Below are 14,350 nucleotides of genomic sequence, written 5' to 3'. Positions count from 1 at the left end.
TGAAATAAAAATTAGCATAGAAAGCTACATCCTCCCCCTAATTCACAAAAAAAAGGTCGGCCCTTTTGCTAGAAAGGCCGACCCCTTTTTCAAGGAAATCAATGAAGAGGTACTAACCCCAAGTCGTGAGGCGACACACTCTTCTAGAGTGAAGGTTAGAATTCATTGGGGCTAAATGCGAGACACAATCCGCCAAAGTTACCCGATTGATCCACCTGTACCATCACATTATTTTTACGATCGATATAGGTAGGTATGGCCGATTTTGAATACTTCTCCCATCCCTTACCAGTGAAGAACTTCTCAATATAGGTTGAGTTAATCACTCTCACATCGTCAGTAAACAGAAGGGCCATGGAATACTTACCGGCATAAGCGCCTTCACCTTCCCATACAAGCATCATGGGAAAATCCTTTGAGGTTGTATTAACAACGTCACCGAGCTCATTCTTAGCAAGAGACTTAAAGTAAGGTTGCTTCTTGTACAACTCAAGAGCTTCTGCTAGGGTGTATTTGCCAAATTCGAGGATTGGCAAAGGAATATCCAACTCCTCTTTCATAAAGGAATCTGCCATCTGGGGATTGCCTTTGAAGAACTGCACTTTGGGAAGGAACGCACTTCCATCTGTAGGTTTGTTTAGCTCAGCCACAGCAGCCATATTGGTATCCTTATTATAGTACACAGGGTTACCGTGGTCAGAAAGTGTGGTGATCAAAAATCCCATAGAGCGCATATACTCTGTAACATCATCGGGCTTAGGACGCTTATCGGGGTTCACAAAGATGGCGCACTCTTCTACAAAAGACTTGGTTTTCACATCAAGCCAATAACGCGTGCTGGGGAAATCAGGGTTGCCGGTCTTGAAGGAATAGACGCCCTTGTCCGCCATGGTTGTTTCGGGATCAAGAGTATGTCCCATACGAGCCTCAAAGCGAGTTACCATATCAAGGGTATTATCAAGCGCCATAAGAGGAGCCCAAAGACCTATTGCGTGTTGCTTTGCATCAATACGAGACCAAGAGGTGATCGCTTCATCAAAAGGAGCGAAAACATAAGAAATGTCGCTATCACTACGATGCGAAACGAAGACTACCCATCCACGTTGCTTGTGAACAAATACGCCCTCAGTTGCCATCTTAGTTGCAGTCTTTTCTTGTGTAAAGCCTTGGCTTAGAAGGCTTGCAGCAAAAGCACCTTCAGACTCTGTGTTGGCGATCTTTTCCATGGCATAGCGATACTTGCCCTCAGCATCAAACTTGAGGTAAATAGTACGTGCCAAACCTTGATCTCCATTTATCTTGACTGTGAGAGTACGTGCTTCGGCATCTTTTGTCACAGTCTGACCTAGCTGACGGGCTTCAGCTTCAAGGGCATCATAGCTCTTACCAAAAAGGGAGCTAGGTAGCGTTACCATGATAGGTGCGGTCTTCGGATCCGGAGTTTTACCGCAAGAAGCCATCAAAAGTGTGAATAACACAAGAAGTGTGGTAGGAAAAATTTTTCTTGTCATTGTTTTGATTTTCAGTTACTTGTTTACTATAAATTCTGTTTCTAACAAACCATGTTTAGTGTGCGCTCCTTTTAGAGACAACATATTTTCTAGTGTCTCACACTCTATCAAAAGAGCGCTATTAACCCTAGAGAAATAAGCATCTCGGTACAAATATAGCTCGATTTTATATATTTACAGCACATTGAGAACAAAATCTGCACCACTCTGATAATACATAAAGCTTCCGTGCGGCTTTTTTCTTTGGGATGTAGATTTTAATCCACCCGTGCTAAAGTTCGTCATAAAGCACAAATAGAACTGAAATAGAAAAATAGAGAGGGATTAACTCTTCCGGAGCTCTATTCTTCATATTGGGGTGCCCAAAGAGGCTCTGGAGAGAGGCTGATAACAACTCTAAAGGTAGGATTAGACGAAGATTTAACTGCACGATGCGGGCAAAACGTGCAACTTTACGAAAGACGATATTCATACAATGATATATTACTACTTTTGCAATAAGCAACACCACACAACATAGAAAAAGAAGGAAGAGTTGTATCCGCATCCTTTACGCTGTTGGGTATGACGTCACTATAAAAAGGAACGTATGGAAGGGAGTGTTACTCCGCAACAAATAGATATCGGGGCCATTATATCGGCAAAGTGGGGGCGAAGCGTTCCTCGCTTTGTTGTGCGTTTGGTCGAGAGACTTATCCATCAACGGGAAATCAACGAGATACTGCGAGACCACGGGCACCTACAAGGCGTTGCCTTCATGGATAAGCTCGTGGAGATTTATCGGCTTTCGCTGGGCTTTGTACATGAAGAGCGTTTGCCTCAAGACAAGCGTGCTCTTTTCGTCTCCAATCACCCTCTAGGAGGGCTTGATGGTATCTGTCTTACTCACATGCTCGCAGGGCACTACCAGTCGGACATTCGCTACATTGTCAACGATCTCTTAGGGAACCTCAAACCCCTAGAGTCTATTTTTCTCCCCGTCAATAAGTATGGCTCCCAGAGCCGTAGCTCCATTGAAAGGATGAATACCGCTCTTGCAGGCGACCTACCGGTTATTACATTCCCTGCAGGTCTTTGCTCTCGCCACTTCGATGGTCGTATCCAAGACCTCCCATGGCAAAAGAGCTTTGTGCGTCATGCCGAGGAGTTCCATCGCCCCATTGTTCCCCTCTTTTTCGAAGGATATAATAGCAAACACTTCTATCGAATAGAGCGAGTGCGCAGAAAACTTGGGATCAAATTCAACATCGGTACGGCCCTGCTCCCCGATGAGATGTTTCGCGCCCAAGGCTCGTCATTCCGGGTTTGGGTAGGAGACCCCATCCCCTATCAAGAGCTCTCCTCTCTGGGGAAACGCCCTGCAGATATCGCTCTAGCCGTTCGCGAACGTGTATATCGTCTCCCACAAGAGAGTACACCACCGTCTCTCTAGTATTCACCTCAATCACTTTATTGCAATAATCTATGCAACCCATTATAGCCCCTATTGCTCCGGAACTTATTATGGGGGAACTTACCCCCGACAAGTTGCTTCGCCCCACAAATAAAGGTCGCAACGACATTTATATCTTCTCAGCACACGAGGCTCCACAGACCATGAGAGAGGTAGGACGCCTGAGAGAAGAGGCATTTCGGGCCGGCGGCGGAGGCAGTGGTCTTGAGTGTGACATAGATGAGTACGACCTCGACCCTCTGGGCTATAAGCAACTTGTAGTTTGGAACCCCGAGGCTCAAGTAATTGTAGGAGGCTATCGCTATATTTTAGGTTCTGATGTAGTAAAACATCCGAAGGGCACCGACATACTTGCCACTTCTCACATGTTCGACTACAGCGATGAGTTTGTACAAGACATTCTCCCCTATACAATAGAATTGGGACGCTCGTTTGTTTCTCCGGACTTCCAATCTACCCGCTTCCATCATCTTTCCATCTTTGCATTAGACAACCTATGGGACGGATTGGGAGCTCTCACGGTACTCAATCCAGAGATTCAGTACTTCTTTGGTAAGGTAACCATGTATGCCAATTACAATCGTCGCTGTCGCAATCTTATTTTGCACTTTATGCAGCGCCATTTCCACGATGATCGGCATCTTGTATCTCCCAAGCAGCCTCTGACCATCGACGTGGATCCGGAGGAGATGGATCGGCTATTCTCCGTAGGAACGCTCAATGCCGATTACCTTGCTCTCAAGCGCGAAGTTCGCAAAACCGGCATCAGCATTCCGCCCCTATTTAGCGCCTACATATCGCTTTCACCCCAACTTCTCTTCCTTGGCACAGCTATTAACTATGAGTTTAGCGAGGTAGAAGAGACCGGAATCTTGATCCGTATAGATCAGATCTTAGAAGAGAAAAAAGAACGACACATCAATACCTTCCAGAAGGCAAACCACCCTGCGAACTAGAGAAACGATGGCACAGCACAACGATCTCGGCGTATTGGGTGAGCAGGCCGCTTACCGCTATCTAGAGCAATTGAAGTACCGAATACTCGACAAAAATTGGTCTATTGATGGCAAGAAGGAAGTGGATATTTTTGCCACTGACGAGAAAGAACTCATTGTCATTGAGGTCAAAACGCGAAGCGAGGATTATTGTGTTTCCCCCTTATCGGCAGTTACCAAACGTAAGCAAGCCAATATTATCTCTCTTACAAATTCCTACATCCGTATAAAGGGTATTACCCTACCCATACGGTTTGATGTACTCACAGCCGTCTTCCATCCATTCGATCAATCCTTTGATATAGAGTATTATAAAGATGCATTTAGGGCAACAATGCGAAGGCAATACTAGCCAGCACTAACGAAATAACACTAGAAACAATAATTTTGTACGCTTAAGGTCGTAAAAAACCACCTATATGCAACAGGTAAAGTATATCCACCATAATCTTTTTAATACCTTTGTAAATAAAGAATGAAGGTTATTATATGGAAACGACATATACTATAGGCATAGATATTGGAGGGACTAATACTGTAGTGGGGGTAGTAACAACAGATGGCACTATCCTTACTAGAGAAAAATTCCCAACACGTTCTTGTGGTACCGATTTTGTTTGTTTTACCAATAGGATAGAGGCTTGTATCCATACACTTATTCGGCAACATAATCTCGCCGGAAAGATTGCAGGAATTGGTATTGGAGCCCCCAATGGCAACCACGAAAATGGTACAATAGCCTTTGCCTCGAACCTTCCCTGGAAGGAGACCTTCCCCATTGTTCGACTACTGCAAGAGCGAACTCTTCTGCCCGTTGCACTCATAAACGATGCAAAAGCAGCCGCAATTGGCGAGCGCACCTATGGGGCGGCACGTGGCATGCGCGACTTTATTATTATCACGTTGGGCACGGGCGTTGGCAGTGGTATTGTAGCCAATGGAGAACTGATATTCGGACACGATGGATTGGCCGGAGAGCTCGGGCATTTTATAATTCGCCGTGGGGGGCGCCCCTGTGGATGTGGGCGTTGTGGTTGCTTAGAGACCTACTGCTCGGCACGTGGCATGGCACGCACTGCTGTGGAATTGCTTCAAGAAAGCATGGAGGATAGCCCCTTACGCCGCATCAAAGAGGATGAAATCACGAGCAAGGCAGTCTACGATGCTGCCGAAGCCGGGGATCCTATTGCTCAAAAAGTCTTCGAGGTAACCGGGGAGATATTGGGGGAGAGTTTGGCCGATTTCATGACCTTTTCGAGCCCGGAAGCAATTATCCTCTTTGGAGGAGTTGCCGCAGCCGGGGAGCGATTACTAGAGCCCATCCGGAAAGCTCTTAACAAAAATCTTCTCTGCGTTTACCAAACACCCAAATTGCTTCTCTCTCAACTTCCTACTGATGATGCAGCCATATTAGGCGCTGCAGCTGTAGGAGTAGAGGCAGCCCTCCGCGCTAGTGGACAAAGTAAAGGCGCAATGGCTTCGTAATAATATTATATCCTTTTCAAATTAGATATCGAACTACTATGGCAGAAAAATCACATCCGATTGCTCTCGTAACAGGGGCTACATCAGGTATCGGTCGTGCTACAGCATTGAGGCTGGCACACATGGGATACAATGTTATCATTACAGGGCGTCGTAGTGAACGTCTTGTTGCCTTGAGTCAGGAGATAGAAAAAGAAACAAAAAGCCGCACATTGCCTTTAGTTTTTGATGTACGCTCCTTTGAGGAGGTTCAGAAGCATTTAGGCACTCTTCCCTCGGAGTGGAAAGACATAGAAGTACTCGTAAACAATGCAGGACTAGCCGCCGGCATGGAGCCTCTGCAAGACGGCTTGGTTGACGACTGGGAACGCATGATCGACACCAACATCAAGGGGTTGCTCTACGTCACCAAAGTAGTGTCTCCCGGCATGATTGCCCGAGGTCGTGGACACATCTTTAACGTTGGCTCTATTGCAGGGCGTGAAGTCTACCCCTCCGGCAACGTGTATTGCGCTACCAAGCATGCGGTAGATGCGCTCTCCAAGGGTATGAGAATTGACATGCACAAGCATGGAATAAAGGTAACTCAGATAGCTCCGGGAGCTGTAGAGACAGAGTTTTCGCTCGTTCGCTTCCATGATGACGCAGCTCGTGCAGAGAAGGTTTACGAGGGATACTCCCCTCTCACCGGTGAAGATATAGCCTCTTGTATAGAAGCCGCTCTCCGACTTCCCGACAACGTTTGCTTGGCGGATATGCTTGTTCTCCCTAAAGCTCAGGGATCTAGCCGAGACTTTCACCGCCAATAACCCCCTAAAAACACCCCCTCCTTCCCCACGGTATTAGCATATCTGAGGGAGAGAATCCCATCTCGAAGGGCAGTTTAGGAATTGAGACTTGCAAGCTCACTCCCCCTAAGCTGCTCTTTTTTATTTCTAACCATGAGGCAACACCCCAACCTCACCCGAAAGATTTCGATCAGCAACTAGGTAAAAAATCAGAATATGACAGCCTGGATTTGCCTCCCGTTTTGCCCTAAAAACATCATCGTCTTGCCCAAGATTTCAAAAAATATTACTCAGTTTTGGAAAGAAATCCGGGCAAGATCTTTTTCGTATTACCTCTCTCCCCAAGTGAGGGAATTCCTAGATCGGGAGAGGCCTACTTGCCATCTCGAAAAGAAGAACTGACGCCCCGCTTTTCCCTCCGACCGGCAACTCTCCTTCACTCGCCATTGTACACGAGTCTCCCAGCCAATATCCCCTTCCAACGAAATCGGTGGCATATAGGGGTATAAATCATCTATTATAGTTACTTTTGTAGGGAATAATTCCTGCATTACATTGGGAAAGGAGTTTGTAATAATATCAGTCGTTGAAATATGGACACAAACAAGTTAGTGTATGTTGCCCTTGAGCTAGGGAGTTCTCATATCTGTGGGTTACTTGCCTACAAGGATGCTCTGGGGCGCGTTGTGCCTATGGCTTCGCGTCGGGTGGAGAGCAAAGGAAGTATCGTACACGGGACTATCTACAACATAGATGCAGCAAGTGCAATAGCCAAAGAGATCATCAGAGACTTCAACCAGGAGCTAGAAAGCAGTGGCTATAGCATATCCCAGGTATACGTTTCGATAGATTGTCGTTCTCTTCATTCTCTACGGCATATCGTCTCTCACAGCTACGATGGTGATGGAATACTCGCTACAGAAGAGCATGTAAAAGCACTAGAAGAGGAGCTACTCAAAGAGCAATTTGATGGATACGAAATACTCTCTGTACTCCCTCCCTACTACCACGTAAATGGGAGAAGAGAAAACTCCATTGTAGGGATGCTGTGCCGAGAAGTACGGGTTTATTACACATTGCTACTTGTACGAAAGACCTATGTTCGCCTAATCACAGACCTCGTAGAAAAGAGATTGCGTCTAAAACTTGCCGGTATCTTGGCCGCCCCCATCTGCGAAGCTCAGGTTATTTTGAGTCCCGGTATCCGTCAAATGGGCTGTGCACTTGTAAATATTGGAGCCGATTGTACTACGGTGTCTGTCTACAAAGAAGATGCCCTAGAGTTGTTGCGCGTCTACCCCGTAGGGGGCAGTGCTGTGACCCGAGATCTCTCTACATTGCATATTCTACGAGAAGATGCCGAGGAGATCAAGTGTAGCCGACTCAGTGCAGTAAGCGAGATGAAAGACGGCGATTCTTTTGTGGAAATCCCCTCTTTTATCGGCAAAGAGGCCCAACAAATCCGCCTCCTAGACCTTAATCGCTGTGCACAAGCCCGCATGAAAGAGATTATTGCCAACGTACAAGCCTTGGTAGAGAGCTCCGGAGTAGCGAATCGCATCGACGGAGGATATATTTTCACAGGTGGGGGCTGTCTCATTGGCCGCTTCAATCGCCTACTAAAAGACATGGGGATCAATGACTCCATACAGGTCACCTCTGTCAACGATAAACTCTTTTTTGCGGAGCCTAATACGGACGAGTTTTTTGCCAGCCCCTCCCAATACGCAAGTATTGTAGGCGCCATTTATTGCGCCACAAAGGGATGCTTAGAGGTGGCCAACACGGTATTCTCGCCACTTACAGAGGAAGATGAGTTTGAAAATGAGCCCTCAAAACCTCTACGACAAGACGAGCCTCTCCACTCTCCTTCCGAAGGTAGGACAACAAGACGTGAAGAATATACAAGAGACGTGGAAGAGGATTTGTATAGTCAATCCAACCCAATGCCCAGGAAAGAAGAGAAGAAAAACAAATTCTCTTTGGGGAGGGTTTTCAAAGACATCCTCGATGTAGCTTCTAACACACGGCCCGAAGGCGAAGAAGAGGACGAAGAAGACGAAGAAGAATAAAGAGCAAGCACTAGAATCGAAAACAACATGTTTCCAGAAGATAATAAGGATATAAACGACACACCTCTCAAGAGAGGCGAAGAGGGTTTTTCGATTGAGTTTGATGTAAACTCAGATAATGCTTCAGAGACACCAACTCTAGCGCCCGCCCAAGAAACTGTCTCTCGAGATTTGATGGAGGAGCACGAAGAGGTACTAAAAGGGGGACTCCCGTTTGACCTCCTTACCACCTCCATGGCAGAGCGCAAGCCTATAAAAATTGTAGGTATTGGCGGCGGTGGTGGTAATGCAGCCGAACATATGTACCTAGAGGGTGTAGAAGGCGTAAGCTATCTAATCCTCAACACCGATGTACAGCAGCTCAACGACAATAAGATCCCTCACAAAATCGTACTCGGGGAGAATGTAACAAGAGGCCTTGGGGCCGGTGATACGCCAGAGATCGCCCGCCAAGCAGCTCAAGAGAGTGCGAATAAGATTAGAGAAGCCCTCCACGACGGCAATACCGAGATGGTATTCATCACAGCAGGCATGGGAGGTGGTACCGGTACCGGTGCTGCCCACGTAGTGGCTAATATTGCCAAGAAGGAACTGGGACTTCTCACAGTAGCCATCGTTACTATCCCCTTCGCTTTTGAGGGTTCGCACAAGATTATAAAAGCCCTAGAGGCGGTAGAGAAACTCAAGGAGGAGGTAGACTCCATCTTAATTGTCAACAACGAACGCCTCCGCCAATACAATGCGGCTCAAAAGAACTCCTTTACCAAATCGCTCTACATAGGCGACACCGCTGTATCTAAGGCAGCCAGTAGTATTTCTGATCTCATTATCAACCCGGGGTATATCAACCTCGACTTTAATGACGTGAAGAAGACGCTAAACAATGGCGGGGTCGCCATCATTAGTACCGGTATGGCAAGCGGAGAAGATCGTCTCAAGAAGGCTATTGATGATGCTCTCTCCTCTCCCGTTCTCAACAACAACGACATTACCCAAGCCAAGCGTGTGCTAATAGCTATTGCGCATGCCCCCGACAACGACGAAGATCCGACTTACAACTTTCAGACGGAGGAGTTGGATGCTCTCAACGACTTTACCTCGGGGATGCAAGACTATAAGCTCATACCCGGTTTCTACGAAGACAAGACCCTCAAGGAGAATCTACGAGTAACCATCTTGGCCTCAGGGTTCGACCTCTCCGCCACTATCGAGAGCGCCAATCTAGGAGACCCTATTGCCAAGAGCGAACTACTGCAGCGGCATAAGAATCAGCAGCAACTCATCAATAAGTACTACGAAGGCACTCAGTCGGTCGATAACTTCAATCGCAAACTTCGTGGGCACCTCAATCTTCCCTTTATCCTCAAAGAAGAAGAACTTGATGACGATGAGTTTATAAATGCCCTACTCAACACCCCTGCTTACAATCGCAATCATGAGGAGCTTGAGAGCCTACGCAAGCTAAGGAACCCTGATATGGCAGGAGGAGAAAACAAAGCGAGTAGCTTCAGTGGTACCAATGCCATTGACGATAAGCCCCTCGTAAGCAATGTTATTGACTTCGACTAAAAGTGAGAATATCTCTACTATACTAACTCTATTTATCCGTAATGTTCTATGAATCTATTCGATCAAATAAGTGAAGATATAAAGAGCGCAATGCTCGCTCGCGACAAAGTAACTTTGGAGGCTCTACGCGGAATCAAAAAAGAATTCCTCGAAGCAAAAACAGCCAAAGGAAGCAATGGAGAACTCCCGGATGACAAGGCCCTTGCCATTATCCGCAAACTACTAAAGCAAAGACGTGACAGTGCAGATATTTACACACAAAACGGCCGTCCCGAGCTTGCAGAAGCCGAGCTTGCAGAAAGCCTTGTACTCGAGCGTTACCTTCCCAAGCAACTGAGCGAAGAAGAGCTCCTACCCATCGTGCAAGCTGCTGCCCAAGAGAACGGCATCACCGACCCCAAGCAAGGGGGGCGCTTAGTGGGTATTCTCTGTAAGCAACTAGCAGGGAGGGCCGATGGGAAGCTCATTGGCGAAGTAGTGAAAAAGGTATTAGCTTCTGAATAAATTCTGTACATCATCGTCCTTTGCATAGTGTACACAGCGTAAGTATTATATGTCGTATTTATTGATATTAGGAGGTGGAGAAAGCGGTGTAGGTGCCGCTATTCTCGCACAAAAGGTAGGGCTACCCTGTCGAGTTAGTGATAAGGGAAAACTAAATCCTCAGTACCGAGAAGAACTAGAAAAACGAGGGATTCCCTACGAAGAGGGCAAGCACTCCCCCGATTGGCTCCTCGGTGCCAACGAGGTTATTAAAAGCCCCGGGATACCCGATTCTCTCCCCCTAATTCAGGACTTTATAAAGCGTGGAATCTCTGTTATTAGCGAAATAGAGTTTGCCTCTAGATACCTACCGGAGGACACAAAAGTCGCTGCTATTACAGGATCTAATGGTAAGACTACCACCGTCAATTGGGTTACCCATATCCTAAAAACGGCCGGATACGATGCTGCCATGTGCGGCAATGTTGGGTTTTCTATGGCACGCCTTGTTGCAGAAGATCCTCACAAATACTACGTAGTGGAGATGAGTAGTTTCCAACTCGATGGCACCTACAAATTCCATCCCAATGTATCCGTACTGCTCAATATCACCCCCGACCACTTAGATCGTTACGAGCATAAGTTTGAGCTATATGCCCTATCGAAGATGCGTATTACTCAGCAACTTGGCAAGGGAGATAGCTTTATTTATTGGGCAGAGGATGCCTTTATAAAGGCCTATTTGGAGCAACACGCCATGGAGTGCTCCCTACTCCCATTCTCTCTACAAGCCGATGGCTCAAAAGCGCTATATGAGAGTGATAAAGAAATGCTCTGCATAGAGGCCACACACGACCTCCCCGCCTTCTCTATCCCCAAGGATGACTTAGCCCTCGTGGGGAAGCACAACCTACTCAATGCCATGGCTTCTGCTCTCGTAGCTCGTGAGTTTGGAGTGAGCAACGAATGTCTTGGCAAAGCTCTAAGAGACTTTAAGAATGTGCCCCACCGTATTGAGTACATAGCAGAGATCAATGGTGTACGCTATATCAATGATAGCAAGGCAACCAACATCCAAAGTACCTTCTATGCCCTAGAGGCGCAAACTGCCCCTGTGGTACTAATCCTAGGAGGTACCGATAAGGGGAATGATTATTCGGAAATCGAAGATGTAGTATTCAGCAAGTGCCGTGCCCTTATATTCATGGGGGTAGATAATGATAAGCTACACCGATCTTTCGATGGTAAAATTGCTCAAATACGCGATGCTCGCTCCATGGATGAGTGCATAGCCCATGCCCAAGAGCTCGCACAGCCCGGAGATGTAGTCCTACTCTCCCCTGCGTGTGCCAGCTTCGACCTCTTCAAGAACTACGAAGATCGAGGGGAGCAATTTAAGAACAAAGTACTAGCGATTAAGGATAGATAGCCTCCCCAAAACAGAGCGGTATATGCCAATAGATGTAGTATCGAAAGCCGATGGATTGCGTAAGAGTTTCTTTCGCTCAAATCGTGTAATTGTCAGTCTTTTCCTTGTACTTTGGGCTATTGCCGTACTGGTGCAATTCAGTGCTATCAGCTTCTTAGCCGGAGAAGAAGGGCGTACTTTTTTGGGAGTATTAGTCAAATCTTTGGGGATCATGCTCAGCACGCTGGTGCTATTCTTTTTGTTCTCCAGTATCCAGCGTCGTGATAGATTGATAAATACAGGGTGGCTAATCTACCTCCTCTCCGTGCTTGGGATCGTACTGGTCCCCTTCATCGGATTAGAGATTAACGGAGCCCGACGCTCCCTCCCCATGCCAATCATTGGATCTATCCAGCCCACAGAGTTTTTCAAAATCGGGATTGTCTTTGTAGCCGCCATGGTATTCGGGGATTTCAATCACCCCATCAGGCGCTTGGCAGACACCCTGATGAACATACTAAGAAAGATCTTCAGGGGGATCCCTCAGTTCGAGTGTAGCCCTACGGCTTCCTTCTTTATTCTGGTATTTACTCCCCTATTCTTCGTCTTCTCCCATGCTCTGTCTATGACTATCTTTTTAGTCATACTCTCCTTAATACTCGTACTATATGGGGGTAAGGTCGATCGCTTCTTTGTCAAGGTAGTAGTGGGTATGGTGGTCGTTGCCGTAGTGGGATTTTTGGCCATAAAATATACTCCGGATAGTGCAGTGCGTGGCACGAAACTCGAGCGCATGATCACCTGGAAAAACAGATTGGAGCCCGACCGTGCTGGGCTGACTAAGGAGGAGTATAATGCTTTATCGAAGACGCAACAAGACTCTCTAAACTACGTAATAACAGACGCCACGATGCAAGAGAAGTATGCAAAGATGGCCGTAGCAAGAGGGTTGCACAATGGGATACAAGGAGCGGGGAATAGCAAGATGCGTCACTTCATGCCCGAGATATACAACGACTTTATTTACTCTCTTATCATTGAGGAATATGGTTATTTGGGGCTTATCGGAGTGCCTATCATATATCTATTATTGCTGCTCTACATTCGCCAAATAGCTCAAGACTCAAAATATCGCTTCTACGAAATTGTCCTCTATGGTCTCACAACGAGTATCGTACTCCAGGCTCTCGTCAATATGTTTGTAGCCACGGGTATGATCCCCGTTACAGGTCAGACGCTCCCCCTGATAAGCTATGGGGGCTCGTCTCAGTGGGCAGTATCCATTCAGTTCGGGCTTATTGCAGCCGTTGTCTCCATCATTTACAAGGAAAAAATGGCTGACAAAAAAGAACAAGAGGAGCGCGAGAAAGCAGAGACAGACGCAACCATCGAAACCTCTCCAGCCGATATTACAGAGGAGCTAGAAGGCTTTGATGAAGAAACAATCAACGGACATGAATAAGTCAATAGAGAGGGTTATCATATCAGGAGGAGGTACCGGGGGGCATATATTCCCGGCCATCGCTATTGCCGATGCGGTACGAGCCCAATATCCCAATGCCGAGATCCTTTTTGTAGGAGCTGAGGGACGCATGGAAATGGAGCGAGTGCCCAAGGCCGGCTACAAGATAGAAGGACTCTCTGTTCGAGGGCTTGATCGTAAGCGGCCATGGCGCAACGTCAAAGTATTGCTTGACTTTCTCCGCTCGGAACAAAAAGCCAAGAAGCTAGTAAGAGACTTCAAACCCCAAGTGGTAGTAGGTGTGGGAGGATATGCCTCTGCCCCTACCCTTAGAGCGGCACAACGCTTAGGAGTACCCACACTCATCCAGGAGCAAAACAGTTTTGCAGGAAAGGCCAATAAGATGTTGGCTACCCGAGCAAAGTATATATGCGTTGCCTATCCCAATATGGATCGCTTTTTTCCAAAAGAATCCATCATCTTAACGGGGAATCCGGTTCGCCCTATCCTCGAAGACTCTCCCCTACCCGATAGGAGTGAAGCCCTCGCTCATTTTGGGTTTACTGACGAAGAATATCCTCTACTGATGGTCGTAGGAGGGAGCCTCGGTGCTAGAACCATCAACGAAAGTATAGAAGCCGGTTTGGCTCTTCTAATGGAGAATAAAATACGTTTGATTTGGCAAACAGGCAAGGCCTTCGCCTCTAGGGCCCAAGAGGCTATTAAGGAGCTAGGGTCCGATGCTGCTGAGTGGATCGTATCCATGCCCTTTATTGATCACATGGAAGATGCCTTCTCTTGTGCCGATGTAGTGGTATCTCGCGCAGGGGCTACTACCATCAGTGAACTATGCCTACTAGGGAAGCCCTCTATTCTAGTACCCTCTCCCAACGTGGCCGAAGACCACCAGACCTGCAACGCAAAGGCTCTATCCACTCGCAATGCAGCCGTATTAGTAACAGATATCGAAGCCCGCAATCAGCTTGTGGGAGAAGCTCTCTCCTTAATAAAAGACAAGCAGAGACAAGAGGAGATGTCAGCGAATGTTAAGCAATTGGCTGCACCTCATTCAGCTCGTCGTATCGTAGAGCTTATGGAAAGTATCATCTCCCAATAACAACTAG

General features: G+C 47.0%; 12 protein-coding genes. 11 read left to right on the top strand and 1 reads right to left on the bottom strand.

Annotation, left to right across the window (positions count from 1 at the left end):
- Positions 1–155: 155 nt before the first annotated feature.
- Entirely contained in the window at positions 156–1,511 is a 1,356-nt protein-coding gene (locus tag Q0090_RS02145; RefSeq protein WP_297946993.1) for a hypothetical protein, read from the bottom strand.
- 589 nt (positions 1,512–2,100) lie between these two features.
- On the opposite strand from Q0090_RS02145, the gene Q0090_RS02140 reads away from it, so the two are divergent.
- The 11 genes from Q0090_RS02140 to murG all read left to right on the top strand — a co-directional run bounded on the left by Q0090_RS02140 (position 2,101) and on the right by murG (position 14,343).
- Positions 2,101–2,943, top strand: coding sequence for a 1-acyl-sn-glycerol-3-phosphate acyltransferase (locus tag Q0090_RS02140; protein ID WP_297946991.1), 843 nt, complete (start codon positions 2,101–2,103; stop codon positions 2,941–2,943).
- A gap of 32 nt (positions 2,944–2,975) precedes the next feature.
- Complete coding sequence (locus tag Q0090_RS02135; protein ID WP_297946989.1) at positions 2,976–3,920, top strand: GNAT family N-acetyltransferase; 945 nt, start codon at positions 2,976–2,978, stop codon at positions 3,918–3,920.
- A gap of 7 nt (positions 3,921–3,927) precedes the next feature.
- The gene (locus Q0090_RS02130) at positions 3,928–4,311 is read left to right on the top strand and encodes a YraN family protein (protein WP_297946987.1); all 384 of its coding nucleotides are present in this window, start codon (positions 3,928–3,930) and stop codon (positions 4,309–4,311) included.
- A gap of 137 nt (positions 4,312–4,448) precedes the next feature.
- A complete protein-coding gene (locus Q0090_RS02125; RefSeq protein ID WP_297946985.1) occupies positions 4,449–5,444 on the top strand; it encodes an ROK family protein in 996 nt (331 codons plus the stop codon).
- A gap of 38 nt (positions 5,445–5,482) precedes the next feature.
- Positions 5,483–6,253, top strand: a complete 771-nt coding sequence (locus Q0090_RS02120; protein WP_297946983.1) for an SDR family NAD(P)-dependent oxidoreductase — start codon at positions 5,483–5,485, stop codon at positions 6,251–6,253.
- A gap of 572 nt (positions 6,254–6,825) precedes the next feature.
- Entirely contained in the window at positions 6,826–8,304 is a 1,479-nt protein-coding gene (locus Q0090_RS02115) for a cell division FtsA domain-containing protein (RefSeq protein ID WP_297946981.1), read from the top strand.
- Positions 8,305–8,331: 27 nt separating this feature from the next.
- A complete protein-coding gene (locus Q0090_RS02110) occupies positions 8,332–9,873 on the top strand; it encodes a cell division protein FtsZ (protein ID WP_297946979.1) in 1,542 nt (513 codons plus the stop codon).
- A gap of 48 nt (positions 9,874–9,921) precedes the next feature.
- Complete coding sequence (locus Q0090_RS02105) at positions 9,922–10,377, top strand: GatB/YqeY domain-containing protein (protein WP_297946977.1); 456 nt, start codon at positions 9,922–9,924, stop codon at positions 10,375–10,377.
- Between the two features lie 49 nt (positions 10,378–10,426).
- The gene (murD, locus tag Q0090_RS02100; protein WP_297946975.1) at positions 10,427–11,785 is read left to right on the top strand and encodes a UDP-N-acetylmuramoyl-L-alanine--D-glutamate ligase; all 1,359 of its coding nucleotides are present in this window, start codon (positions 10,427–10,429) and stop codon (positions 11,783–11,785) included.
- Between the two features lie 22 nt (positions 11,786–11,807).
- The gene (locus Q0090_RS02095; RefSeq protein ID WP_297946973.1) at positions 11,808–13,226 is read left to right on the top strand and encodes an FtsW/RodA/SpoVE family cell cycle protein; all 1,419 of its coding nucleotides are present in this window, start codon (positions 11,808–11,810) and stop codon (positions 13,224–13,226) included.
- Positions 13,219–14,343 carry an undecaprenyldiphospho-muramoylpentapeptide beta-N-acetylglucosaminyltransferase gene (gene murG / locus Q0090_RS02090; RefSeq protein ID WP_297947120.1) on the top strand — a complete coding sequence of 375 codons (1,125 nt, stop codon included), beginning with the start codon at positions 13,219–13,221 and terminating at the stop codon, positions 14,341–14,343. Before Q0090_RS02095 ends, murG begins: the two co-directional genes overlap by 8 nt.
- The last annotated feature ends 7 nt before the right edge of the window (positions 14,344–14,350 follow it).

The organism is uncultured Porphyromonas sp., assembly GCF_938023125.1.
Lineage (GTDB): Bacteria > Bacteroidota > Bacteroidia > Bacteroidales > Porphyromonadaceae > Porphyromonas.
Note: the sequence above shows the minus strand (reverse complement) of the source record. Positions and strands in the feature narration are given on the sequence as shown.

Bases quoted from the DNA above. Each gene is read 5' to 3' on its own strand.
- Q0090_RS02130 (WP_297946987.1), top strand. From the start codon at position 3,928: ATGGCACAGCACAACGATCTCGGCGTATTGGGTGAGCAGGCCGCTTAC.
- murD (WP_297946975.1), top strand. From the start codon at position 10,427: ATGTCGTATTTATTGATATTAGGAGGTGGAGAAAGCGGTGTAGGTGCC.
- Q0090_RS02115 (WP_297946981.1), top strand. From the start codon at position 6,826: ATGGACACAAACAAGTTAGTGTATGTTGCCCTTGAGCTAGGGAGTTCT.
- Q0090_RS02140 (WP_297946991.1), top strand. From the start codon at position 2,101: ATGGAAGGGAGTGTTACTCCGCAACAAATAGATATCGGGGCCATTATA.
- Q0090_RS02110 (WP_297946979.1), top strand. From the start codon at position 8,332: ATGTTTCCAGAAGATAATAAGGATATAAACGACACACCTCTCAAGAGA.
- Q0090_RS02120 (WP_297946983.1), top strand. From the start codon at position 5,483: ATGGCAGAAAAATCACATCCGATTGCTCTCGTAACAGGGGCTACATCA.
- Q0090_RS02135 (WP_297946989.1), top strand. From the start codon at position 2,976: ATGCAACCCATTATAGCCCCTATTGCTCCGGAACTTATTATGGGGGAA.
- murG (WP_297947120.1), top strand. From the start codon at position 13,219: ATGAATAAGTCAATAGAGAGGGTTATCATATCAGGAGGAGGTACCGGG.
- Q0090_RS02145 (WP_297946993.1), bottom strand. From the start codon at position 1,511: ATGACAAGAAAAATTTTTCCTACCACACTTCTTGTGTTATTCACACTT.
- Q0090_RS02095 (WP_297946973.1), top strand. From the start codon at position 11,808: ATGCCAATAGATGTAGTATCGAAAGCCGATGGATTGCGTAAGAGTTTC.
- Q0090_RS02125 (WP_297946985.1), top strand. From the start codon at position 4,449: ATGGAAACGACATATACTATAGGCATAGATATTGGAGGGACTAATACT.
- Q0090_RS02105 (WP_297946977.1), top strand. From the start codon at position 9,922: ATGAATCTATTCGATCAAATAAGTGAAGATATAAAGAGCGCAATGCTC.